Below are 22,780 nucleotides of genomic sequence, written 5' to 3'. Positions count from 1 at the left end.
TCGCGACTTCCCGTGACAGTCTCCGACAAAGGCGAGTGAATGAATCAGAAAAACGAAATTTCCCGACGACACTTTCTCCGGCTGGGTGCCGGCACGTTCGGCATCGCGCTGGGAAGCGCGTCGCTTCTGTCCGCGTGCGGCGGCGATTCGATCGCGATCGCCCCCGTCACGACGCCCAGGCTCGCCTCGGTAGCGAATTTTCGCGATACCGCAGGACCGGACGGAACGGGCTATGCCACCGCGAGCGGCGCAGCGATGAAAAAAGGCGTGATCTACCGGTCGTCCGCGCTCACGTTGTCCGCGGCCGACGTCGCAACGGTCGATACGCTCGGCATCACGCAGGTGTGCGACCTGCGCACGACCTCCGAGATCCAAGCGCAGCCGGATGTACCGTTGGCGGGCGCCATTTGGCAGAACCTCAACGTGCTCGGCGCCGCCAATCTCGGCCCGCTGCCGACCAGCGGCGCGACGGCTACGGCCTTCATGATGAGCATGTATCGGGCGTTCGTGACGTCGGAAACCGCACGCACGAGCTACCACGCGTTGTTTGCCGGCTTCGCCTCATCCGGCGGCAATCTGGTCTTCCACTGTACGGCCGGCAAGGATCGCACCGGCTGGGCGACGGCCATCCTGCACACGATCCTCGGTGTCCGCCCGCAGACGATTCTCGCCGACTATCTGCTGACCAACGTCTACAGCGCGTCGGAAATCGCCGCCTATGTCGCGCAGGCGCAAAAGCGCGGCGGGCAGGATGCGGCCGACATGATGGCCGCGCTGCAAGGCGCGCAAGCCGCCTATCTGCAGGCGGCGTTCGATCAGGTCGTCGCGTCGTATGGCTCGATGACGTCATACATCGAGAACGGCCTGCAGCTCGACGCGTCGACGCAGAATGCGATCCGGCAGCGCATGCTGGTCTGACCGACCGTGCAGGCGGCGCTGGCGACAGCGCGGCTGTCATCGCACTGCCGCCGCGCCTGGATCGGACACGGCCTTCATCCGGCAAGTGACCCGGCGTCAACCCACGCCGACGCCGGGTTTGCCGAGCCGGCGCAATGCGCGCCGCCCGCCTCGACCGCAAAACCAAACGACCGTTTGATATCGCCGCCCCGACGCCGCGAATCCTTTGCCCTGTCGTGCGCCGACCGATGTTGCCCGCGCGCCCGCTGTTTGGTAACGCCGCTCTAGCGCGCTATGCCACACTGCACGGCATCGACGACTGCGCCGCGCATCGATCGCGCGCCCTCGCCGGTCACGACAAGACATGGAGACAGACGATGCGGAATTCGGTCCGGCGCGGCCATCGCACGCCCTTGGCAAGTTTCGACTGGATGGCCGGCCTGCGACGCGCGGCCGCCCCGGTTTCACACGGCACCGCTCGCGCATTCGGCTGCGGTGCGCTTGCGCTCGCGCTGCTCTGCACCGGCTGCGCGGAACCGGCCGCGCAGCGCGACGGCAACGCGTCGGTCGCATCGACGAAGATCGAGCGCGCCAAAGCCGAACGCCTCGCTCACGAACAGCAGATCGCCCGCACGGTGCCGTCGCTCGCGTCGATCAACCTCACGCAGCCGCGCCCGTTCACGCTGCGCGACTCGGGCCAGAACGGCGCGATGACGTTCCTGCGCGACGTCGATTTCCGCATCGTCAACAACCTCGGCTTCTTCATCCATCAACTGTCCGCGACGCTCGTGCCGACGCAGGCCGGCGCCCCCATCGTGTTCGACGACCCGACGAGCTTCGAGATCGACGTACACGAAGGCGCGGTCACGCTCGACAACGCAAAGCTGACCGCGCTCTTCGACACTTACATCTTCGGTTACCGCAACGCGCCGCTGCGCAAGCTCGCCGTATCGGCCGGCGACGGTGTGATCCATCTTCAAGGCGAGATGCAGCGCGACGGCTGGGTGCCGTTCTCGCTGACCGGCACGCTCGCGATCCGCGACGGCAGCCAACTCGTATTCCACCCGACCGGCGTGCGCGTGTCGGGCATCAACGCGCAGCCGGTCATGCGCGCGGCCAACGTGAAGATGGCCGATCTGCTGAAGGTAGAAACACCGATCGCGCGGCTCGCCGGCGACGACCTCGTGATGTCGGTCGACAAGCTGATGCCGCCGCCTCGGCTGAAGATCCGGATCGCCGCGCTGCGCGTAACACCGGCCGGCCTCGACCTGACGCTCGACGACGGCTCGCATGCCGGCTTCGCGCTCCCCGCGAACGCGCCGCAACAGGCGATGTACATCCGCGGCGGCGACGTGAAATTCATGCGCTCGATGCCGATGAACGCCGACATCCTGATCGGCCCGGTCGATCCGACGAAGCGCGACCAGCACTTCGTGTTCGACCTGTACCACTATCGCGAGCAGGTTTCGGCCGGCTATTTCAATTTCGACGAAAGCGGCGCGATGGCGATCCGGATGCCGTCGTACGCGGGCCCCGCGAGCGGCGCCGCGCTCGGCAATGCGGCCGCTCGCCTGAACGACAGCTTCCTCGCCGCGCAGCAGAATGCGTTGCGCGACTCGCGCCAGCACTGGGAAGCGTTTGCACTCGCGGCCAGCGCGCCGCAACCCGGCATGCAGAAAGTCGCGATGCGGCGCTCGTCGACCGCCCCGTTCAACGAACGGCACGTGTCGAACCGCAACCCGACGATCCACCTGCACAACGTCGACTTCAACCTGTCCGGCGACATCGGCTTCCATGTCGAGGATCTCGACGTGCAGCTGATCGCGAAACGCCCGGGCGAACCGGTCGATCTCGACGATCCGAACCAGTACGACATCCGCATTCTCGGCGGGACGGTGGTCGAATCGTGGAAGGCGATGTCGGCGCTCTTCAACAACTACCTGCTCGACTACTCGCCGCGCTCGCTGAACGACCTGCAGTTGAGCGCGGATGGCCAGGAATTGCGCGTCCAGGGCGGCATCAAGCTCTGGAATCACGTGCCCGGCGTGTGGCTGCCGACCGACATGAAGGGCACGCTGTCGGTGCTCGACGACCGGCACCTCGCGTTCAAGCCGGCGCAGGTATCGGTGCTCGGCATCCCGCAGGCGAAGCTGCTGCGCTCGCTCGGCATCGAGCTCGCGTCGCTGACGCCGCTGCAGCGCCGCGGCGCGGAGTTGCGCGGCGACACGCTCGTGCTCGACCAGTACACCGTGTTTCCGCCGCCGGTGCTGAACGGCAAGCTCGGCCAGGCGACGGTCGAACGCGACGGGCTGCGCCTCACGTTCCGGCGTGCCGCCGACGCGCCCGCGACGAAGCGGCCGCAGATCGACGCGCCGAGCTACATGTGGATGGAAGGCGGCGACATGAAGATGTTCAACGTGCTCGAACTGAACGTGCGCGCGCTGATCCGGAACTCGGCCGAGGCCGGCCCGATGCGTTTCGACCTGTACGGCTACCGCAGCCAGGTCGCGCAGGGCTCGGTGCGGATGCTGCCGGACGGCACGCTGGTCGTCGACATGGGCAAGCCGAACCCGCTCGCATCGCGCTGACCCGCCGGGCGCGAGCCCGCGTGCATGAAAAAAACCCGGCGGCGCATCGCCGACCGGGTTTCTTGTTGATTCGCGCGTCGCGCTCAGCCGTGTTTGAGTCCGTCGATCACATCGAGGAGCGCCTGCCGCAACGCGACCACGTCGACCGTTGCGCCCGGCTTGCCCGATACTCGCGCGTCGCCGGCCGGCACATCGGGCTCGGCCGGCGCCGCGGCAGCGCGCTCGCCGCCCGGCGAATCGAGCCGGTTGCGCGCGCCGTTGATCGTGAATCCCTGTTCGTACAGCAACTCGCGAATCCGCCGGATCAGCAGCACTTCGTGGTGCTGATAGTATCGGCGATTGCCACGCCGCTTCACCGGCCGCAACTGCGTGAATTCCTGTTCCCAATAACGCAGCACGTGCGGCTTGACCCCGCACAGTTCGCTGACTTCACCGATCGTGAAATAGCGCTTCGCGGGAATCGGAGGCAAGACGACTTTCTCAACCGTAGTGGTCATCGTCGGTTAACCGTCGGTAAAGAATGCGCGGCGGCCGCGCGGAGACTTCGGCGCGCGGGCGTTACTCCGCGCCGTTTTCGACCAGCGCCTTCAGCTTCTGGCTCGCGTGGAAGGTTACCACCCGGCGGGCCGCGATCGGAATCGCCTCGCCCGTCTTCGGGTTGCGGCCCGGACGCTGCGGCTTGTCGCGCAGCTGGAAGTTGCCGAACCCCGACAGCTTGACGCTTTCGCCGTTTTCGAGCGCGTCGCGGATCACTTCGAAAAACGCCTCGACCATGTCCTTCGCTTCACGCTTGTTCAGCCCGACGCTGTCGAACAGCAGCTCCGCCAGCTCCGCTTTCGTCAGCGTCGGCGTCTCGGTGGACGCCGGCGCCGAAGCGTCGCGGTTCATGGCGCTGCGTTGCGCCGTCAGGAGGGCTTCGAATTCACTCGAGGTCATGTCGTTCATATCTGCCATACAGCGCGTTAAACCAAAACTTACGATGGGGAAGCGCCACCCGCGAACGGGCGGCCCCTCTCCTTAGCCGCGCAGGCGGGCACCCGCACGAGCCATCCGCTCGACCAGCGTCTGGATCGCCTGATCGACGACCTCGTCCTGTAGCGTGCCAGCCGCATCCTGCAGCGTCACGCGGAAGGCAAGGCTCTTCTCGTGCGCGGCAAGACCACCGGAAGTATTTGATTTTGCACGAAATTCGTCGAAGAGTACAACCTTCTGAACGAATCGGCAGGCGTCTTCGGCCAGCGCCTTCTTCATTTCGTCGAAAAGTGCCTGAACCTCGACCGCCTGATCGACGACAACGGCGATATCGCGCCGTACCGGCGGGAATTTCGACACGTCGGTCGGCGCCGGCAGTGCACGCGCGATCAGCGCATCCGCGTCGATTTCGAACATCACCGGCGCGTGCGGCAGCTCGTACTTCTGCATCAGGCGCGGATGCAGCTCGCCGATCCAGCCGACCGCGCGGCCATCCACTTCGATGCGCGCACTGCGGCCCGGATGAAGGGCCGGATGCTCGGCCTTCACGAAGCGCGCGGCGGCCGGCGCGAGCAGTGCCTCGAGGTCACCCTTCACGTCGAAGAAATCGACCGCGCGGGTCGCGACGCCCCACTGCTCGTCGACTGCCGGGCCGTACGCGAGCGCGCCGACACGCTTCGGTTGCGTGTAGCCCTCGACGGTCAGCTCGCCGGCCTTCACCGACGGATCGGCGAGGAACACGCGGCCCGTCTCGAACACGCGCACGCGATCCGCGCGACGGTTCAGGTTGTGGCGCAGCACCGAGATCAGGCTGCCGAACAGCGTCGTACGCATCACCGACAGCTGGCTCGCGATCGGGTTCAGCAGGCGGATCGGAGTGTCGTTGCCGGCGAAGTCGTGCTCCCACTCCGCATCGACGAAGCTGAAGTTGACCGTTTCCGCATAGTCGCGCGCCGCGAGCGCGTGACGGATGTCGTGGATCGAGCGCCGCGTCTCGTTGGTCGCGCGCATCTCGCTCGTCGCGACCGGCGGACGCGCGGGAATCTTCTCGAAACCGTAAATGCGCGCCACTTCCTCGATCAGGTCTTCCTCGATCTCGATGTCGAAGCGGTGCGACGGCGGCGTGACCAGGAACGCGTCGTCGTCACGCTCGAACGGCAGGCGCAGGCGCGTGAAGATGTTCGCGATCTCGTCGGCATCGATCTTCACGCCGATGATGCGGTTCGCGCGCGACACGCGCATCTTCACCGGCGCGCGCTGCGGCAGGTTCACCGCCTGGTCGTCGACCGGGCCGGCCTTGCCGCCGCAGATCTCGAGAATCAGCTGCGTGATGCGCTCGACGTGTTCGACGGTCGTCGCGTAGTCGACGCCACGCTCGAACCGATGGGCCGCATCGGTCGAGAAGTTGTACTTGCGCGCGCGGCCACGGATGCTGTCCGGCCACCAGAATGCGGCTTCCAGGTAGATGTTGGTCGTATCGAGCGTGACGGCCGTGCTGTCGCCGCCCATGATGCCCGCGAGGCTTTCGACCTGACGGTCGTCCGCAATCACGCCGACCGTTTCGTCGAGTTCGACCGTGTTGCCGTTCAGCAGCTTCAGCGACTCGCCGCGCTTGCCCCAGCGCACTTCGATGCCGCCGTGGATCTTGTCCAGATCGAACACGTGCGACGGACGGCCGAGCTCGAACATCACGTAGTTCGAGATGTCGACGAGCGCCGACACGCTGCGCTGGCCCGAACGCTCGAGGCGCTCGACCATCCATTGCGGCGTCTTCGCATGCGCGTTCACGCCGCGGATCACGCGACCCGAGAAGCGGCCGCACAGATCGGGCGCAGCGATGCGCACGGGCAGCGTTTCGTCGAGCTCGACGCGCACCGGACGGATATCGACCGGCGTCAGCGGCGCGCCGGTGATCGCGGCCGTCTCGCGCGCGATGCCGAACACCGACAGGCAATCGGCCTTGTTCGGCGTCAGCTTGATTTCGAAGATCGTGTCGTCGAGATTGAGCGTATCGCGGATGTCCTGGCCGACCGGCGTGTCTTCCGGCAGGATCAGCAGGCCGCTGTGGTCCTCGGACAGCTTCAGCTCGCGCGCCGAGCACAGCATCCCCTGGCTCTCCACGCCGCGCAGCTTCGACAGCTTGATCGCGAACGGCTTGCCGCCCTCTTCCGCCGGCGGCAGTTCCGCGCCGACCAGCGCGACCGGCACCTTGATGCCGGGCGCCACGTTCGGTGCGCCGCACACGATATTCAGCGTCGCGCCGGTGCCGGCGTCGACCTGGCAGACATTGAGCTTGTCCGCATCCGGATGCTTGACGACTTCGAGCACGCGGCCGACGACGATCTTCGACGTCGGCGGCGCAGCCTTGCTCAGCGATTCGACTTCGAGCCCCGCCATCGTCAGCGCGTGCGACAGTTCGTCGGTCGTCAGCTGCGGGTCGACAAAGGTTCTCAACCAGGATTCAGGGAATTGCATGGATGTCTACGTTCGAAACAGGTTAGATCGGCGCCCGGCCCCCGTCGGAAACGTCCGGCGGGGCATGCGCGGGCACATGTCGGCGCGGCGCGTGCGTTATGCGAACTGGCGCAGGAAACGCAGGTCGTTCTCGAAGAACAGCCGGAGATCCTGCACGCCGTAGCGCAGCATCGTCAGGCGCTCGAGGCCGCTGCCGAACGCAAAGCCGATGTAGCGCTCGGGATCGAGGCCCATGTTGCGGATCACGGTCGGATGCACCTGCCCCGAGCCCGAGATCTCGAGCCATTTGCCGGCGTTCTTGCCGTGCTCGAACATCATGTCGATCTCGGCCGACGGTTCCGTGAACGGGAAATACGACGGACGGAAGCGCACGAGGATGTCGTCGCGCTCGAAGAATTTCTTCAGGAAGTCGGTATAGACGCCCTTGAGGTCGGCGAAGCTGATGTTCTCGTCGATCCACAGCCCCTCGACCTGATTGAACATCGGCGAGTGGGTCGCATCGCTGTCGACGCGATACGTGCGGCCCGGCGCGATCACCTTGATCGGCGGGCGGTTCATGCGCGCGTAACGCACCTGCATCGGACTCGTGTGCGTGCGCAGCAGCAGCTGGCGGCCGTCGGCATCCTTGCCTTCGACGTAGAAGGTGTCCTGCATCGAACGCGCCGGATGGTTTTCCGGGCTGTTCAGCGACGTGAAGTTGTACCAGTCGGTCTCGATTTCGGGACCGTCGGCCACGTCGAAGCCGATCGAGCGGAAAATCTGTTCGACGCGCTCCCACGTGCGCATCACGGGGTGCAGGCTGCCTGCGCCGGCGCCGCGGCCCGGCAGCGTCACGTCGATCGCCTCGGCGGCGAGGCGCTGGTTCAACAGCGCGTCGGCGAGCGCCTGGCGGCGTGCGGTCAGCGCGGCTTCAACCTGCTGCTTCGCGACGTTGATGCGTGCGCCTTCGGTCTTGCGTGCTTCGGGATCGAGCTTGCCGAGGCCCTTGAGCAACTCGGTCAGCGCACCCGACTTGCCGAGAAAGCGTGCTTTCTCGTTTTCGAGCGTGGTGATGTCGGCAGCCTGTTCGAAGGACTGCTGCGCGTCGGCGACAATCTGGTCCAGATCCATAGATCCCATCATTTCCAACGTCATTCGGTCTTGGCGAGCGAAACTGCTCCACCAAACAAAAAAGGGGCTCGGAAGAGCCCCGTTTTCGCTGCAGCGGCCGAGACTACCGGAACGTCGCTGCAACTAACCACGCAGTGCTAATTTCGCAATTAGGCTGCAACGGCGGCTTTCACCTGCTTGACGATCGCAGCAAAAGCAGCCTTGTCGAACACCGCCATGTCGGCCAGGACCTTACGGTCGAGTTCGATCGACGCCTTCTTCAGGCCGTTGATGAACACGCTGTAGGTCATGTCGTGCTGGCGAACTGCCGCGTTGATACGCGTGATCCACAGTGCGCGGAACACACGCTTCTTGTTGCGGCGATCGCGGTACGCGTACTGACCAGCGCGCATCACCGCCTGCTTGGCGATGCGGTAGACGTTATTGCGACGGCCGCGATAACCCTTGGCCAGGTTGATGATCTTCTTGTGGCGGGCCCGTGCGGTTACCCCACGTTTGACTCGAGGCATGTTTCTCTCCTTAGAGTATCAGTTGAGGGGTTACGCGAACGGCAGCATCGCGCGGACGGAGTTCAGATCGGAATCATGAACTGCCGTTGCGCCGCGCAGGTGACGCTTGTTCTTCGTGGTTTTCTTGGTCAGGATGTGACGCTTGAAGGCTTGACCGCGCTTGACGGTACCGCCCGGACGCACCACGAAGCGCTTTGCAGCACTCTTCTTGGTCTTCATCTTAGGCATGACGAACAACTCCAGTTTATTTGATGGCGATGGGTGTGCGGTTGGCTTGCGCCCTTGACCCGCCCTTCGAAACCCAGTCCACTTGTGTACGGCGAACCGCTTGCGCAGCCGCCGTCATTGTTGGTGCGCCGCCCTGACCGGGCCACGCACCGAACCACTTTCGAACCTGCGCGCGTGGCGCGCGGGCCCGTTACTTCTTTTTCTTCGGCGAGAGCACCATGATCATCTGGCGCCCTTCCATCTTCGGCATCTGCTCGACCTGGCCGACTTCCTCGAGATCCGTGCGCAGACGCTCAAGCATCCGCATGCCGATCTCCTGGTGAGCCATTTCGCGGCCGCGGAAACGCAACGTGATCTTCGTCTTGTCGCCCTCTTCGAGGAAGCGCACGAGGTTGCGAAGCTTGACGTTGTAGTCACCGTCATCGGTACCCGGGCGGAATTTGACTTCCTTCACCTGGATGACCTTTTGCTTCAGCTTCGCTTCGTGCTGCTTCTTCGATTCCTGGTACTTGAACTTGCCGTAATCCATCAGACGGCAAACCGGCGGAACCGCTTGCGGCGCGATTTCCACCAGGTCAACATCCAGTTCTTCCGATTTACGGAAAGCATCAGCGAGTTTTACGATACCGAGCGGTTCGTTCTCGATCCCGACCAGACGCACTTCCGGCGCAGTGATTTCACCGTTGATGCGGTGCGACGACTTATCAGTAGCGATGTTACGTTTCCTCTAAAAATTAAAAAAACGAGCCGCGCTGCCAGGGCGGTTACTTGAACGAGCGCAGGTCTTCCTGCAGACGCTCAACGAAGGCTTCGATCGGCATAACGCCAAGATCGACGCCGCCACGGGCACGCACGGCTACCGTTTGCGCATCACGCTCCTTATCGCCCACGACGAGGAGATAAGGCACCTTTTCCAGCGTGTGCTCGCGTATTTTATAGCTAATCTTCTCGTTGCGCAAATCGGCCGCCACTCTAACCCCTTGTTTTTGCAACGTTTGGGTCAGAGATTGTGCATATTCGGCCTGACTTTCGGCGATATTGAGCACAATTGCCTGGTACGGCGCGAGCCAGACCGGCATTGCACCGGCGTGGTGCTCGATCAAAATGCCGAGGAATCGCTCCATCGAACCGACGATCGCACGGTGCAGCATCACCGGCCGGCGGCGGCTGTTGTCTTCCGCAACGTACTCGGCGCCGAGGCGCTCCGGCAGCATCATGTCGAGCTGCAGCGTGCCGCACTGCCACGAACGGCCGAGCGCATCCTTGATGTGGTACTCGATCTTCGGGCCATAGAACGCACCCTCGCCCGGCAGCTCTTCCCACGACAGGCCGCAGGCCGTCAGCGCTTCGCGCAGCCCTTGCTCGGCACGGTCCCACGTTTCATCGGAACCCATGCGCTGCTCGGGACGCAGCGACAGCTTGATGTCGATGTGCTCGAAGCCGAAATCGCCGTACACGCTCATCGCGAGCTTGTTGAACGCGATCGACTCGGCAATGATCTGGTCTTCCGTACAGAAGATGTGCGCATCGTCCTGCACGAAGCCGCGCACGCGCATCAGGCCATGCAACGCGCCCGACGCCTCGTTGCGATGGCACGAGCCGAATTCCGCGTAGCGCAGCGGCAGGTCGCGGTACGAGCGCAGGCCGTGCTTGAACACCTGGACGTGCCCCGGACAGTTCATCGGCTTGATCGCGTAGTCGCGCTTCTCCGACTCCGTCGTGAACATGTTCTCGCGGTAGTTCTGCCAGTGGCCCGACGCTTCCCACAGCGAGCGGTCCATGATCATCGGCGTCTTGATCTCGAGGTAGCCGGCTTCGTTCACGCGGCGGCGCATGTACTGCTCGACCTGCTGCCACAGCGCCCAGCCCTTCGGATGCCAGAACACCATGCCCGGCGACTCTTCCTGCATGTGGAACAGGTCGAGCTGCTTGCCGAGCTTGCGGTGGTCGCGCTTTTCCGCTTCCTCGAGCATGTGCAGGTATTGATCCTGATCTTCCTTCTTCGTCCAGGCCGTCCCGTAGATGCGCTGCAGCTGCTCGTTCTTCGAGTCGCCGCGCCAGTACGCGCCCGCGACCTTCATCAGCTTGAAGACCTTCAGCTTGCCGGTCGACGGCACGTGCGGGCCGCGGCAGAGGTCGGTGAAGCCGCCGTGCGAGTACAGCTTGATTTCGTCGCTTTGCGGAATCGATTCGATGATCTCGGCTTTGTACTTCTCGCCGAGGCTGCGGAAATAGCCGGCCGCCTCGTCGCGCGACACGACGCGGCGCGTCACCGGCTCGTCCTTCTTCGCGAGTTCCTGCATGCGCTTTTCGATCTTTTCCAGATCTTCAGGCGTAAACGGGCGGTTGTACGAGAAGTCGTAGTAGAAGCCGTTGTCGATCACCGGACCGATCGTCACCTGCGCATCCGGATACAGATCCTTCACCGCATAGGCGAGCAAGTGCGCGGTCGAGTGACGAATGATGTCGAGACCGTCGGCATCCTTGTCCGTGACGATCGCGAGCGATGCGTCGCGATCGATGACCGTGGACGTATCGACCAGCTCGCCATCGAGCTTGCCACCAAGCGCAGCCTTCGCAAGGCCGGGACCGATCGAGGCCGCAACCTCGGCAACTGTCACCGGATGCTCGTATTGTCGAACTGAGCCGTCAGGCAAGCGTATCGAAACCATAGCAATCTCCGTGATGCCGACAGTGGGCGGCAAACCAAGCACGCGATATCAAAGTCACGCGCGAAAATTTCGCGACAAAAAAAATGCGGCCCCGCTTTCGAGGGGCCGCATTCGATACTTCACTCAAACTGAAAGGGCGAAAACGTTCCTCGACTAGCGTCGCTCCGAAAAGGTTTCGGTCAACGTTCGCGGTGTCATAACCGTATTCGCCTTGTTCGCGTTGAGTTATTTACTGCATCGAACACCCGAAAAAACCGGGCATTCTCAATTCGTTGGTAGGCTCGATTGGACTCGAACCAACGACCCCCACCATGTCAAGGTGGTGCTCTAACCAGCTGAGCTACGAGCCTAGAGAAGCTAAGATTATATGGAGCTAACGCAGACTTGGCAAGCGTTTTTATGCGGCCGCAGCAAAATGATCGGGCTCCAACCCCATTACAGGGACATCAAGCCTTGCGCCCCGCCCGCACGACGCCCGGCACTTCGCCGAGCAGCGTGCACGCCCGCTGCACCTGCGCGGAATTCGACACCTCGACCGTGAACTGCATGAATGCCGCATTGCGGCGGCTCTGCGTCTTCACGCCCACCACGTTCATCTTCTCGCGCGCGAACACTTCGGAGATATCGCGCAGCAAGCCTTGCCTGTCGCTCGCCTCGATCATCAGGTCGACCGGATAGACGGACACGCCACGGCCGCCCAGCACGTCGGCCGACCAGGTCGTCTGCAGTACGCGCTCCGGCGCCCGCTCGGCCATCCGCCGGAACGTCGGGCAGTCGCTGCGGTGGATCGACATCCCCTTGCCGCGCGTCACGAAACCACTGATCGGGTCGGGCGGCGCCGGACGGCAGCAGCGCGCAAGCTGCGTCAGCAACGCATCGACACCGACCACCAGCACGCCGGTCGACGCGCCGTGCGCGACGCTCGCCCCGCTGCTGCGCTTCTCGAAATCGGCGGGCGCCTCGGGCGCATGGTCGGGCGGCGGCGCATCGGACAGCGCGTGCTCGACGTTGCGCAGGCTGAATTCCTCCTTGCCGACGACCGAGAACAACTCATCGGGCGACTTGAAGCCGAGCTTCGCGGCCAGATTGTCGAGGTTGACCGACGTCTTGCCTTCGCGCTGCAGCGTCTTTTCGACGAGCGCGCGACCATGCGCGATGTTTTCTTCCTGCTCGATCGAATTGAACCACGCACGCACCTTCTGTCGCGCGCGCGGGCTCTTCAGGTAGCCGAGCTGCAGGTTCAGCCAGTCGCGCGACGGCCCGCCCTCCTTCACCGCGACGATCTCGACCGTCTGGCCGTTCGCGAGCGACGTGTTCAGCGGCACCATCACGCCGTCGACGCGCGCGCCGCGGCAGCGATGGCCAAGCTCGCTGTGCAGGTGATACGCGAAATCGACCGGCGTCGCGCCCTGCGGCAGCGCGATCACGCGCGCCTGCGGCGTCAGCACGTAGATATGGTCGTCGTCGAGCGACGTCTCGCGCAGCTGCGCCCACGCCTTGTCGCCCGAGACTTCGGTGCCGTCCTCGACGTCGTCCTTCCATGCGAGCAGCTGGCGCAGCCACGCGATCTTCTCGTCGTACTTGTCGCTCGCCGAGAACTGGCCGCCATAGCCGCGCGCGCCCGCTTCCTTGTAGCGCCAGTGCGCGGCGACGCCGTACTCCGCGAAGCGGTGCATTTCCTGCGTGCGGATCTGTACTTCGAATGCGCGGCCGTCGTCGCCGATCACGACCGTATGCAGCGACTTGTAGCCGTTCGGCTTGGGGCGCGAGATGTAGTCGTCGAATTCCTTCGGCACCGGCTGCCACAGGTGATGCACGATACCGAGCACCGCGTAGCAATCCTTGATGTCCGGCACGATCACGCGAAATGCGCGCACGTCGTACAGCTCGGAGAAGTCGAGCTCCTTGCCGCGCATCTTGCGCCAGATGCTGTAGATGTGCTTCGGCCGACCGCTCACGTCGGCCGGGATGTGCGCTTCCGCCAGTTCGTGCTGCAGCCGCTCGATCGCCTGCGCGACGTACGCCTCGCGTTCGATGCGCTTTTCGTCGAGCAGCTTGGCGATGCGCTTGTAGGTGACCGGATCCTCGAAGCGGAACGCGAGGTCCTCGAGCTCCCACTTCAGTTGCCAGATACCGAGACGGTTCGCGAGCGGCGCATAGATCTCGAGCGTCTCGCGCGCGACGTCGGGCGGCGGGTCGATCTTCGCCGCCGCGTAGTAGCGCAGCGACTGCAGCCGCGACGCCAGCCGGATCAGCACCACGCGGATGTCCTGCGCGAACGCGAGCAGCATCTTGCGCAGCGCCTCGATCTGCGTGCGCCGCTCTTCCGCGGCGTCGCGCCCGGCGTCGGGCATCGCGTTCTGCGCGGCGCGCAGGCTCACGGTGCCGAGCCGCAGCAGCTTGCGCACGTCGGATACGAGCCGCGCAACCTCTTCGCCGAAGCGTTCGGTCAACTCCCGCTCCGGGTCGTTCAGGTGCGGCGTCAGCACGAACAGCGCAGCCGCCTGCATCGCGTGCGGGTCGACGTTCAGCGTGCGCATGATCGACGCCGTGCCCGCCGAATGATCGGCGAGCAATTCGCCCGTCGACAGGCGCGCGTCGCCGGCCCGCTCGCGCACGAACGCGAGCACGTCGTCGAACGACGGCGCCGCGACGGAAGAAGCGGAAACGGACTCGGTCATTGCACGGCCTGGCGTATTGCGGTCATCGTGATGCTTCGCTCAGCTCCGCTGCGCGGCGACGACGACGATCTCGACGAGCAGCGCCGGATCCGCGAGCTTCGCCTCGACGGTCGCGCGCGGCGGCGTATTGCCGGGCGCGACCCACGCGTCCCACTCCGCATTCATGCCTTCGAAGTTCGCGAGATCCGAAATGTAGATCTGCACCGACAGCAGATGCGCCTTGTCGCTGTTCGCTTCGGCGAGCAGGCGGTCGATGTGGCCGAGCACTTCGCGCGTCTGGCCCTTGATGTCCTGGGTGGTGTCTTCGGCAATCTGGCCGGCCAGATACACGGTACCGTTGTGGATCGCGGTTTCGGAGAGACGGGCCCCGACGTGGTGACGAATGACTGCCATGGAATGTTCCGGTCGTGTGAGTGGGTGAAGAATCGGCGACGACACGGCCCGCGTGCCGCCGAACCGCATATTATGACGCGTTTATGCGCCGCCTTCGACGAAAAACCGGCGGGCGAGCGCAATCTGATCGGCGCTGATGAACGCCGGCGCATGGCCCGCGTCCTGGATCTCGGCTTGCGTCACGTGCCGGCCGCGCCGCACCATCTCGGCCGCCGTATCGCGCGACAGCAGGTCGGAATGCTCGCCGCGCACGACCAGCAGCGACGCGTCGGTGGTCTCGATCGCTCGCCACAGCGCGGCCTCGCCGAGCGCGGCCAGTTCGGGCGTCGTCGCCTTGAACGGCTCCGCGATGCGCGGATCGTAGCGCATCGTCCAGGCGCCGTCGGGCAGCTCGCGCAGCAACGGCCCGTTGATCTCGCGCCACTCGTCGCCGCTCAACGCGCCGAACGGCAGCGACAGCGACGTCAGATAGTCGATGCCCTCCTGCTCCGTCGCGAAGCGCGGCTGCACGCCGAGGTATTCGCCGATGCGCGTCAGCGAATCGGGCTCGATGCGCGGGCCGACGTCGTTGACGATCATCCGGCGCAGCGGCGAACCGGGCAGCCCCGCGAGCGCCATGCCGATCAGCCCGCCCATCGACGTGCCGAACCAGTCGACCGACTCGACGTCGAGCCGCGCGATCAGCGTCACCATGTCGGCCACGTATTGCGGAATCGCATAAAGCCGCGGATCGGCGAGCCAGTCGGAGCGCCCGCGCCCGACGACGTCGGGGCAGACGACGCGATACGTATCGGACAGCGCAGCGGCGAGCCGGTCGAAGTCGCGCCCCGAACGGGTCAGGCCGTGCACGCAGACCAGCACGCGCGGATTGGCGGGATCGCCCCATTCGGTATAGGCGACGTGGTGAAGGCCTGCGGCGCTCGCACACTGCACGCGTCGCTGACGGGGAACCGGAGGATTCGCTGAGGGTGTTGGCATCGTTGGCATCCTGTCGAACGTGGACGGTGCGGCGGGCAACGCTTGCACCGCCCGATGCAAACGATTGTAAACCGCTTCTTAACGGCGGGGCGTCACGCGCCTGCGGTCATCCGGCGCATCGTTCGCACCGGCTCACGCGCCGCGGCGCCACGAGGCGCGCAACTGCTCGCGCAGGAAGTCGATGAATGCCCGTACGCGCAACGGCACGTGACGCCCGCCGGGATAGACCGCATGAAGCGGTGCCGCGGGTGCGGCGAATGCCGGCAGCACGCGGACGAGCCGGCCCGCATCGAGGTCGGCACCGACATCCCAGATCGACTTCAGCGCGATGCCCGCGCCCTCCAGCGCCAACGTACGAGCCGCACCGCCGTCGTTCGTCAGCAGCGCGGCCGTCACCTCGACCGCAACCGCGCCCTGTACGCCGTCGAACCGCCACTCCGCACGCGGCTGGTCGCCCATCACGATGCATCGGTGCATGCGAAGCTCGGCGGGATGGGCCGGCAGCCCGTGCACGGCGAGATAGCTCGACGACGCGCACAGCACGCGATGATTCGGCGCCAGCTCGCGCGCGATCATCGTCGAATCGGCGAGGCTGCCGATCCGCACGGCAACGTCGATGTCCTGCGCGAGCAGATCCACGATCGCGTCGGTCAGCATCAGGTGCACGGTCAACTCCGGATGTTGCCGTTGAAACGCGGCGACGAGCGGCGCGATCCGCAGCCGGCCGAGTTCGCCGGGCGCCGTCAGGCGCAGCACGCCGCTGACCGTGCCGCGACGATCGCTCATCAGCGTTTCGGCGCGATCGACCTCGGCCAGGATGCGCAGCACCTGCGCATGGAACTGCGCACCGTCGTCGGTCAGCGTCTGCTGTCGCGTCGTCCGGTGCAGCAGACGCACGCCGAGCTGCGACTCGAGATGCGCGAGCCGCTTGCTGACGACGGACAGCGACAAGTCCAGCTCGCGCGCCGCCGCGGACAGGCTACCGGCCGACACGATTCTCGCGAAGGTATCGAGCGCCGGGAGATCGTCGATCAGCATCGCGGCACCCGCTTCGCCTCGACCTTTCCTTTTTTCGAATAATCCATTCGCTTTTAGACCGTATTTGGGTTCAGAACGGAAACCTACCATACCTGTTCCGCGTCGTCCCGCGACGCCATTCACAGGACATCCGAAACCATGTCGATCCTTCCTTCGATCGCGCGCCCGATTACCCGCGTCATCGCCGCAGCGGCCTGCGTCGCCGCGCTGTCGCCTGTCGCGGCCCGCGCCGCCGACCTTCTCGACCCACACGGCCTGACCGTCGCGACCGACGTGCCGGCTACGCAGGCGCGCGCGCAGATCCTCGCCGCGCGTCGCTACGGCACGTTCTGGGATACCGGTGATGCGACCCTCGCCCGCGCCGCACTCGCAGCCGATTTCGTCGACCGGACGTTGCCGGCCGGCCGTGAACAAGGCGTAGCGGGGCCACTCGCGGCGTCCAGGACGATGCGCACGGCCATCCCGGACCTGCATTGCGACATCGAACAGATGATCGTGGCGGGCGACCGTGTCGTCGTGCACCTGCACTTTCGCGGCCATTTCACCGGCACGTTCAACGGAACGACCGGAAGCGGACAGGCGGTCGACTTCATCGCGACCGACATCTACCGCATCGACCAAGGCCGGATAGCGGAAAACTGGCACATCGAGGACAACCTGACGCTGATGCGTCAGCTCGGGCTCGTCGGCTGACGGAGGGGACGATGACTGACAGCGACTACGATTCTTCGGCGATGCGTCCGGCGCGCCGCAAGTTTCTTGCACAAGCAGGCGCCGGGGCAGCCGCCGGCATCGCGATGGCCGCGGGCGCCTCCCGGTCGGCAACCGCCACGCCGATATCGGATGCTGCCGGGACCAACGCCAGCGGGTTCTGGCCGGACAACACGCGGCTCGTCATCTCGATCTCGATGCAGTTCGAGGCCGGCGGACAACCGTCCAAGGGCGCGGACAGCCCGTTCCCGTCCGTCGAATTTCCACCGTCGGTCCCGGTCGACCTTGCGTCGGCCACGTGGTTCGCATATGGCTACCGTGAAGGGATCCCGCGTCTTCTCGACCTGTGGGACCGGCATGGCGTGAAAGTCACGTCGCACATGATCGGGGAAGCCGTGCGCCGGCATCCCGAACTGGCACGCGAGATCGTGTCGCGCGGCCACGAAGCGGCCGCGCACGGCCCGACCTGGCGGTCGCAATTCGCGATGAGCCGCGACGACGAGCGCCGCTTCATCACCGAAGCCCGCGACATGGTCGAAGCGGCGACGGGACGGCGCCCGATCGGCTACAACTGCAACTGGCTGCGGCGCGGACCGCACACGCTGCCGCTGCTGCAGGAACTCGGCTACGTGTATCACATCGACGACGTCAGCCGCGACGAGCCTTTCATCGAAACCGTCGACGGCCGCGATTTCGTGGTCGTTCCATACACGTTGCGCAACAACGACATCCTGCTGATCGAAGGCCGCAATTACTCGCCGACGATGTTTCTCGAGCAGATCAAGCTCGATTTCGACCAGTTGTACGCGGAAGCCGGCCAGCGGCGGCGATTGATGTCGATCAGCGCGCACGACCGGATCAGCGGCACGCCGCAGATGGTCCGCGCCTGGGACGCATTCCTGCACTACGCTCGATCGCATCCGGGCGTTGCCTTCATGCGCAAGGACGACATCGCCCGCTTTGCGCTGCGCAGCCCGTCGACGTTGCGCGAAGCCGAAACGATCTGACCGGATTGCGCTCACCTGCTCACCCCCTCACCTCGGAAGGACCACCATGAACGACTCACTCCACGGAAAGAAGGTACTCGTCGTCGGCGGCAGCTCCGGCATCGGTGCCGCCGCCGCGACCGCATTCGCACGACTCGGCGCTGTCGTGACGATCGCATCGCGCAACCCGGACAGGGTCGGTGCAGATGCCGCGCCGGGCGCGCAAGTACGCACCGAAGCGCTCGACATCACGGATACGGCGGCCGTCGATGCGTTCTGCGCGCGTGCCGGCCAGTTCGACCACGTCGTGATTTCGGCCGCGAAGACAGCGACGGGCCCGATCCGCGCGCTGCCGCTTGCCGACGCGCAGGCCGCGATGGACAGCAAGTTCTGGGGCGCATACCGCGTCGCACGCTCGATCGATATCGCACCCGGCGGTTCGCTGACGTTCGTGTCGGGCTACCTAAGCGTGCGACCGAACGCGTCGTCGGTACTGCAGGGGGCCATCAACGCGGCACTCGAGGCGCTCGCCCGCGGCCTTGCGCTCGAGCTGTCGCCCGTGCGGGTGAATACCGTATCACCGGGCCTGATCGCGACGCCGCTGTGGGACAAGCTCGCCCCCGATGCGCGCGACGCGATGTACGCGGGCGCCGCGCAGCGCCTCCCGGCACGCCGCGTGGGCCAGCCGGAGGACGTCGCGAATGCGATCGTGTATCTGGCGACAACACCTTATGCAACCGGCTCGACGGTGCTGATCGACGGCGGCGGCGCGATCGCGTGATTAGCGCGATTCGGGAGACGTATGCGGTCATGACAAAACGCCCCGCGTTCCACAGGGGAACGCGGGGCGTCGAGCGCCGAGCGTCGAGCCGGAAGGCCGGCGCTTACGCGACCGCGCTCACGTCGAGCGGCGCGCCCGTCTTCGCCTGGATCTCTTCCGCGCTTACGCCGTCGGCGAGTTCGAGCACCTTCAGGCCGGCCGGCGTCACTTCGATCACGCCGAGATCGGTGATGATCAGGTCGACCACGCCGACACCCGTCAGCGGCAGGTTGCATTCGTCGAGGATCTTGTGCTGGTCGCCCTTCGCGACATGCTCCATCAGCACGACGACGCGCTTCACGCCCGCGACGAGGTCCATCGCGCCGCCCATCCCCTTGATCATCTTGCCCGGGATCATCCAGTTCGCGAGGTCGCCCTTCTTGCTGACCTGCATCGCGCCGAGGATCGCGAGGTTGATGTGGCCGCCGCGAATCATCGCGAACGAATCGGCCGACGAGAAGATCGACGAGCCCGGCAGCGTCGTGACGGTCTGCTTGCCGGCGTTGATCAGGTCGGCGTCGACCTCGTCCTCGGTCGGCGACGGGCCGATGCCGAGCAGCCCGTTCTCCGACTGCAGCCACACTTCGACGCCTTCCGGCACGTGGTTCGCGACGAGCGTCGGCAGGCCGATGCCGAGGTTCACATAGAAGCCGTCCTGCAGTTCCTTCGCCGCGCGCGCGGCCATCTGGTCACGATTCCAGGCCATGTCAGTCTCCTTTCGCGCGTACGACGCGTTGTTCGATGCGTTTTTCGGGCGTCGCGTTCAGCACGATGCGCTGCACGAAGATCCCCGGCGTGTGGACATGGTCCGGATCGAGTTCGCCGTTCTCGACGATCTCCTCGACTTCCGCCACGGTGATCTTGCCCGCCATCGCGCACATCGGGTTGAAGTTGCGCGCGGTGCGGCGATAGATCAGGTTGCCGGACTTGTCGGCCTTCCATGCCTTCACCAGCGCGACGTCGGCCGTCAGCGACGGCTCGAGCACGTAGTGGCGATCGCCGAACTGGCGCGTTTCCTTGCCTTCCGCGATCACGGTGCCGTAGCCGGTGTTCGTGAAAAAGGCGGGGATGCCGGCGCCGCCCGCGCGCAGCTTCTCGGCGAGCGTGCCCTGCGGCGTGAATTCGAGCTCGAGTTCGCCGGCCAGGTACTGGCGCTCGAACTCCTTGTTCTCGCCGACGTACGACGAGATCATCTTCCGGATCTGGCGCGTTTCCAGCAGCAGGCCGAGACCGAAGCCGTCGACGCCTGCGTTGTTGCTGATGCAGGTGATGCCCTTGACGCCGGAATCGCGCAGCGCCGCGATCAGCGCCTCGGGAATCCCGCACAGGCCGAAGCCACCCACCGCGAAGGTCTGTCCGTCGCGGACGATCCCTTCCAGCGCGGCGGCCGCGCTTGGATAGACTTTGTTCATCTGTATGTCCCTTCCTCTATGGAAACCAGCAAAACCGGTTCACGCGCCCACTGGGCCGCAAGCCCGCCGCATCATTCTATGCATGCACGGCGATACCTGCGTCGAGGCGCGCTGTTTTTATATCGCGGCACACCGCCGCGAGATGCCTGAAAGGGTACGATGTGACGCCGATACGGCACAATACGCAAAAATACATAAGCATTTGCCTCCGCTTGCCCGCGCCATGCCCGCTCTCGATTACCAGACTGCCTTTCACCTCGCGCCGCTCGGCCTCGTGATGTCGCGCGACCGCGTGATCGAGGACTGCAACGACGCGCTCGCGGCGATCTTCCGCTGCGCGCGGGCCGATCTGATCGGCAAGTCGTACGAGGTGCTGTATCCGTCGCCGGACGAATTCCAGCGCATCGGCGAGCGCATCTCGCGCGTGATGATCGCGAACGGCACCTACGCCGATGACAGAATCATGAAACGGGCCGACGGCGAGCTGTTCTGGTGCCACGTGACGGGCCGCGCGCTCGACCGCACCGCGCCGCTCGCGGCGGGCGTCTGGACCTTCGAGGACTTGAGCGCGACGCGCCGGGTCGCCGTCGAGCTGACGCCGCGCGAACGCGAGATCGCCGCGCAGCTCGCGACCGGCAAGACCAGCAAGCAGATCGGGCGCGTGCTCGACATCAGTTCGCGCACGGTCGACATCTATCGGGCGCGACTGATGCGCAAGTACGGCACGAACAATACGCCGGAGCTGCTGCAGCGCCTGCTCGGCCAGTAAAACGCGCGCCGGAATGGCAATCGGCCGCGTGAAGCGGCCGATTCGGGAGATCATCGGGAAATGGCGACACACCGGGCGCCGGCTTCGGCGCCGCCGCGCTCAGCCGACCTGCGCCGCGAGCGCGCGCTCGATCGTATCGCGCAGCAGTTGCGGCAGCGGCACCGACTTGCCGAGCGCGTAGTCGACCCACACGCAGCGCGCGTTGCCGCGCGCATAGACGTGCTGCGGATCGTCCGCGCGCGTCAGCTCGAAACCGGTGTCGAAGCTGCTGCGGCCCGGCTTCGCGGCCGACATCTTCGCGATCACGTCGCCCGGATAGTGCAGTTGCTTCAGGAACTCCATCGACGCCGTGACGATCACGGGCCCCTGCCCCTCGCCGTTGCCGCCCGCGATGCCGAGTTCCTCGAACCACGAGATCCGCGCCTGTTCCATGTAGCGGAAATAGACCGTGTTGTTCACGTGGCCGAACGCATCCATGTCGCCCCAGCGGATCGGCATCGACATTTCAAATACGGGGGAATATTCGCTCATTGCAGTCTTCTTTGTTGCTGAATGTCATCCACTCAGGCGAGGCCGAAGCCATCGTCGGCGGAGATAATCGAGCCATTGATGAACTGCGACTCGTCGGCCGCGAGCAGCAACAACAGCCCGTCGAGATCCTGCGGCTTGCCGACGCGCCGGCGCGGCAGCATCGACTGCAGCTTCTGGCCCTGCTCGGTTTCCCACAGGTAATGATTGATTTCGGTATCGATATAGCCCGGGCAGATCGCGTTGACGTTGATCCCGTGGCGGCCCCATTCGAGCGCCATCGCGCGCGTCATCTGCACGACCGCCGACTTGCTCATCGCATACAGCCCGATCTGCGGAAACACGCGCAGCCCCGCCACCGACGCGATGTTGATGATCCGGTAAGGCGGTTTGCCGTTGCCGTTCGCGCGCATGATCATCCGCTTCGCGACTTCCTGCGCGACGAAAAACGCGCCGCGCGTATTGGTGTCGAACACGAACTCGAAATCGGACGGCGTGACGTCGACGAGCTTCTGCATCGTCGAGACGCCCGAATTGTTCACGAGGATGTCGATCGTGCCGGCTTCCGTCTCCGCGTGCGCGATGGCCGCCTTGATGCTCTGCACGTCGGTGACGTCGAGCGACACCACGTGCGCGGCACCGCCCGCCGCCTCGATCTCCGCGCGCAGTTCCTTCAGGCGCTCGACGCGGCGGCTCGCGAGCACGACCTTCGCGCCGGCCTGCGACAGCACCTGCGCAAAGCGTTGCCCAAGGCCGCTCGATGCGCCCGTGACCAACGCGACCTTGCCTTCCAGATTGATCGATCGACCCATTGCACATCCCCTTTCGATGTCGTTTCGCCGCCGCGGGCGCCCTGTCCCACGCAGCATAACCCTAGCACATAAAATAGAACGATCGTGCTAATGTATCCGCATGCTGTTGCGGCAAGCGTTTCGTTTCGCAGACAATACGCTCCCGAATAAAAGCATTCTAACGGTTAGAGGAACGCCAATGACCCCCGCAAGCCTCATCGA

The 22,780-nt window shown here is 65.1% G+C and carries 22 protein-coding genes and 1 tRNA gene; 6 read left to right on the top strand and 17 right to left on the bottom strand.

What is annotated here, in order from left to right; translation table 11 throughout:
• Positions 1 to 39 precede the first annotated feature (39 nt).
• Together U5A56_RS32490 and U5A56_RS32485 are read left to right on the top strand one after the other, a co-directional pair.
• Positions 40 to 918: a tyrosine-protein phosphatase gene (locus U5A56_RS32490; protein WP_321926626.1), complete on the top strand. Its 879-nt coding sequence runs from the start codon at positions 40 to 42 to the stop codon at positions 916 to 918.
• Positions 919 to 1,274: 356 nt separating this feature from the next.
• Entirely contained in the window at positions 1,275 to 3,485 is a 2,211-nt protein-coding gene (locus tag U5A56_RS32485; protein WP_321926624.1) for a hypothetical protein, read from the top strand.
• 83 nt (positions 3,486 to 3,568) lie between these two features.
• Here U5A56_RS32485 and U5A56_RS32480 read toward each other — a convergent pair whose 3' ends face one another.
• The 13 genes from U5A56_RS32480 to U5A56_RS32420 form a co-directional block, all read right to left on the bottom strand.
• Positions 3,569 to 3,982, bottom strand: coding sequence for a MerR family transcriptional regulator (locus U5A56_RS32480; protein ID WP_321926621.1), 414 nt, complete (start codon positions 3,980 to 3,982; stop codon positions 3,569 to 3,571).
• Positions 3,983 to 4,043: 61 nt separating this feature from the next.
• Complete coding sequence (locus tag U5A56_RS32475; RefSeq protein ID WP_006486093.1) at positions 4,044 to 4,430, bottom strand: integration host factor subunit alpha; 387 nt, start codon at positions 4,428 to 4,430, stop codon at positions 4,044 to 4,046.
• Between the two features lie 72 nt (positions 4,431 to 4,502).
• Positions 4,503 to 6,932, bottom strand: a complete 2,430-nt coding sequence (gene pheT, locus U5A56_RS32470) for a phenylalanine--tRNA ligase subunit beta (protein WP_321821962.1) — start codon at positions 6,930 to 6,932, stop codon at positions 4,503 to 4,505.
• Positions 6,933 to 7,028: 96 nt separating this feature from the next.
• Entirely contained in the window at positions 7,029 to 8,042 is a 1,014-nt protein-coding gene (gene pheS, locus U5A56_RS32465) for a phenylalanine--tRNA ligase subunit alpha (RefSeq protein ID WP_006753318.1), read from the bottom strand.
• A 149-nt stretch (positions 8,043 to 8,191) separates the two neighbouring features.
• Positions 8,192 to 8,551: a 50S ribosomal protein L20 gene (gene rplT / locus U5A56_RS32460; protein ID WP_004192938.1), complete on the bottom strand. Its 360-nt coding sequence runs from the start codon at positions 8,549 to 8,551 to the stop codon at positions 8,192 to 8,194.
• Between the two features lie 30 nt (positions 8,552 to 8,581).
• Positions 8,582 to 8,779, bottom strand: coding sequence for a 50S ribosomal protein L35 (gene rpmI, locus U5A56_RS32455; RefSeq protein WP_004191477.1), 198 nt, complete (start codon positions 8,777 to 8,779; stop codon positions 8,582 to 8,584).
• 190 nt (positions 8,780 to 8,969) lie between these two features.
• The gene (infC, locus tag U5A56_RS32450; protein ID WP_071734130.1) at positions 8,970 to 9,494 is read right to left on the bottom strand and encodes a translation initiation factor IF-3; all 525 of its coding nucleotides are present in this window, start codon (positions 9,492 to 9,494) and stop codon (positions 8,970 to 8,972) included.
• Positions 9,495 to 9,543: 49 nt separating this feature from the next.
• Positions 9,544 to 11,451, bottom strand: a complete 1,908-nt coding sequence (gene thrS / locus U5A56_RS32445; protein ID WP_257774120.1) for a threonine--tRNA ligase — start codon at positions 11,449 to 11,451, stop codon at positions 9,544 to 9,546.
• Positions 11,452 to 11,724: 273 nt separating this feature from the next.
• Positions 11,725 to 11,801: transfer RNA gene (locus U5A56_RS32440), tRNA-Val, on the bottom strand.
• Between the two features lie 96 nt (positions 11,802 to 11,897).
• On the bottom strand, positions 11,898 to 14,132 hold the full coding sequence (locus U5A56_RS32435) for a RelA/SpoT family protein (protein ID WP_044846048.1): 2,235 nt from the start codon (positions 14,130 to 14,132) through the stop codon (positions 11,898 to 11,900).
• A 39-nt stretch (positions 14,133 to 14,171) separates the two neighbouring features.
• Complete coding sequence (locus tag U5A56_RS32430) at positions 14,172 to 14,525, bottom strand: RidA family protein (protein ID WP_006758848.1); 354 nt, start codon at positions 14,523 to 14,525, stop codon at positions 14,172 to 14,174.
• An 81-nt stretch (positions 14,526 to 14,606) separates the two neighbouring features.
• Positions 14,607 to 15,503, bottom strand: a complete 897-nt coding sequence (locus tag U5A56_RS32425; RefSeq protein WP_321926618.1) for an alpha/beta hydrolase — start codon at positions 15,501 to 15,503, stop codon at positions 14,607 to 14,609.
• Between the two features lie 132 nt (positions 15,504 to 15,635).
• Positions 15,636 to 16,541, bottom strand: coding sequence for a LysR family transcriptional regulator (locus U5A56_RS32420; RefSeq protein ID WP_124488887.1), 906 nt, complete (start codon positions 16,539 to 16,541; stop codon positions 15,636 to 15,638).
• Positions 16,542 to 16,679: 138 nt separating this feature from the next.
• Between U5A56_RS32420 and U5A56_RS32415 the strand changes: the two genes are divergently transcribed.
• The 3 genes from U5A56_RS32415 to U5A56_RS32405 are packed head-to-tail and all read left to right on the top strand — an operon-like array spanning position 16,680 to position 19,019.
• Positions 16,680 to 17,234: an ester cyclase gene (locus U5A56_RS32415; protein WP_321926616.1), complete on the top strand. Its 555-nt coding sequence runs from the start codon at positions 16,680 to 16,682 to the stop codon at positions 17,232 to 17,234.
• Positions 17,235 to 17,245: 11 nt separating this feature from the next.
• Positions 17,246 to 18,259 carry a polysaccharide deacetylase family protein gene (locus U5A56_RS32410; RefSeq protein WP_321926614.1) on the top strand — a complete coding sequence of 338 codons (1,014 nt, stop codon included), beginning with the start codon at positions 17,246 to 17,248 and terminating at the stop codon, positions 18,257 to 18,259.
• A 46-nt stretch (positions 18,260 to 18,305) separates the two neighbouring features.
• Positions 18,306 to 19,019, top strand: a complete 714-nt coding sequence (locus tag U5A56_RS32405; RefSeq protein WP_321926612.1) for an SDR family oxidoreductase — start codon at positions 18,306 to 18,308, stop codon at positions 19,017 to 19,019.
• Positions 19,020 to 19,122: 103 nt separating this feature from the next.
• On the opposite strand, the gene U5A56_RS32400 is transcribed toward U5A56_RS32405, so the two are convergent.
• On the bottom strand, positions 19,123 to 19,764 hold the full coding sequence (locus tag U5A56_RS32400) for a CoA transferase subunit B (protein ID WP_124488883.1): 642 nt from the start codon (positions 19,762 to 19,764) through the stop codon (positions 19,123 to 19,125).
• A gap of 1 nt (position 19,765) precedes the next feature.
• The gene (locus U5A56_RS32395; RefSeq protein WP_044846055.1) at positions 19,766 to 20,470 is read right to left on the bottom strand and encodes a CoA transferase subunit A; all 705 of its coding nucleotides are present in this window, start codon (positions 20,468 to 20,470) and stop codon (positions 19,766 to 19,768) included.
• Positions 20,471 to 20,693: 223 nt separating this feature from the next.
• Here U5A56_RS32395 and U5A56_RS32390 point away from each other — a divergent pair, with 223 nt between their 5' ends.
• A complete protein-coding gene (locus U5A56_RS32390; protein ID WP_044846056.1) occupies positions 20,694 to 21,239 on the top strand; it encodes a LuxR C-terminal-related transcriptional regulator in 546 nt (181 codons plus the stop codon).
• Positions 21,240 to 21,338: 99 nt separating this feature from the next.
• Here the strand turns inward: U5A56_RS32390 and U5A56_RS32385 are convergent, their stop codons facing one another.
• On the bottom strand, positions 21,339 to 21,770 hold the full coding sequence (locus U5A56_RS32385) for an acyl-CoA thioesterase (RefSeq protein ID WP_044846057.1): 432 nt from the start codon (positions 21,768 to 21,770) through the stop codon (positions 21,339 to 21,341).
• Between the two features lie 32 nt (positions 21,771 to 21,802).
• A complete protein-coding gene (locus tag U5A56_RS32380; RefSeq protein ID WP_044846058.1) occupies positions 21,803 to 22,579 on the bottom strand; it encodes an SDR family oxidoreductase in 777 nt (258 codons plus the stop codon).
• Positions 22,580 to 22,780 lie beyond the last annotated feature (201 nt).

This window comes from Burkholderia sp. BCC1998, assembly GCF_905339875.1.
GTDB lineage: Bacteria > Pseudomonadota > Gammaproteobacteria > Burkholderiales > Burkholderiaceae > Burkholderia.
Note: the sequence above shows the minus strand (reverse complement) of the source record. Positions and strands in the feature narration are given on the sequence as shown.

Bases quoted from the DNA above. Each gene is read 5' to 3' on its own strand.
- U5A56_RS32390 (WP_044846056.1), top strand. From the start codon at position 20,694: ATGCCCGCTCTCGATTACCAGACTGCCTTTCACCTCGCGCCGCTCGGC.
- U5A56_RS32385 (WP_044846057.1), bottom strand. From the start codon at position 21,770: ATGAGCGAATATTCCCCCGTATTTGAAATGTCGATGCCGATCCGCTGG.
- U5A56_RS32415 (WP_321926616.1), top strand. From the start codon at position 16,680: ATGTCGATCCTTCCTTCGATCGCGCGCCCGATTACCCGCGTCATCGCC.
- pheS (WP_006753318.1), bottom strand. From the start codon at position 8,042: ATGGATCTGGACCAGATTGTCGCCGACGCGCAGCAGTCCTTCGAACAG.
- pheT (WP_321821962.1), bottom strand. From the start codon at position 6,932: ATGCAATTCCCTGAATCCTGGTTGAGAACCTTTGTCGACCCGCAGCTG.
- U5A56_RS32490 (WP_321926626.1), top strand. From the start codon at position 40: ATGAATCAGAAAAACGAAATTTCCCGACGACACTTTCTCCGGCTGGGT.
- U5A56_RS32410 (WP_321926614.1), top strand. From the start codon at position 17,246: ATGACTGACAGCGACTACGATTCTTCGGCGATGCGTCCGGCGCGCCGC.
- U5A56_RS32425 (WP_321926618.1), bottom strand. From the start codon at position 15,503: ATGCCAACACCCTCAGCGAATCCTCCGGTTCCCCGTCAGCGACGCGTG.
- U5A56_RS32400 (WP_124488883.1), bottom strand. From the start codon at position 19,764: ATGGCCTGGAATCGTGACCAGATGGCCGCGCGCGCGGCGAAGGAACTG.
- thrS (WP_257774120.1), bottom strand. From the start codon at position 11,451: ATGGTTTCGATACGCTTGCCTGACGGCTCAGTTCGACAATACGAGCAT.
- rpmI (WP_004191477.1), bottom strand. From the start codon at position 8,779: ATGCCTAAGATGAAGACCAAGAAGAGTGCTGCAAAGCGCTTCGTGGTG.
- U5A56_RS32475 (WP_006486093.1), bottom strand. From the start codon at position 4,430: ATGAACGACATGACCTCGAGTGAATTCGAAGCCCTCCTGACGGCGCAA.
- U5A56_RS32380 (WP_044846058.1), bottom strand. From the start codon at position 22,579: ATGGGTCGATCGATCAATCTGGAAGGCAAGGTCGCGTTGGTCACGGGC.
- U5A56_RS32405 (WP_321926612.1), top strand. From the start codon at position 18,306: ATGAACGACTCACTCCACGGAAAGAAGGTACTCGTCGTCGGCGGCAGC.
- U5A56_RS32485 (WP_321926624.1), top strand. From the start codon at position 1,275: ATGCGGAATTCGGTCCGGCGCGGCCATCGCACGCCCTTGGCAAGTTTC.
- U5A56_RS32480 (WP_321926621.1), bottom strand. From the start codon at position 3,982: ATGACCACTACGGTTGAGAAAGTCGTCTTGCCTCCGATTCCCGCGAAG.
- U5A56_RS32435 (WP_044846048.1), bottom strand. From the start codon at position 14,132: ATGACCGAGTCCGTTTCCGCTTCTTCCGTCGCGGCGCCGTCGTTCGAC.
- U5A56_RS32420 (WP_124488887.1), bottom strand. From the start codon at position 16,541: ATGCTGATCGACGATCTCCCGGCGCTCGATACCTTCGCGAGAATCGTG.
- U5A56_RS32430 (WP_006758848.1), bottom strand. From the start codon at position 14,525: ATGGCAGTCATTCGTCACCACGTCGGGGCCCGTCTCTCCGAAACCGCG.
- U5A56_RS32395 (WP_044846055.1), bottom strand. From the start codon at position 20,470: ATGAACAAAGTCTATCCAAGCGCGGCCGCCGCGCTGGAAGGGATCGTC.
- rplT (WP_004192938.1), bottom strand. From the start codon at position 8,551: ATGCCTCGAGTCAAACGTGGGGTAACCGCACGGGCCCGCCACAAGAAG.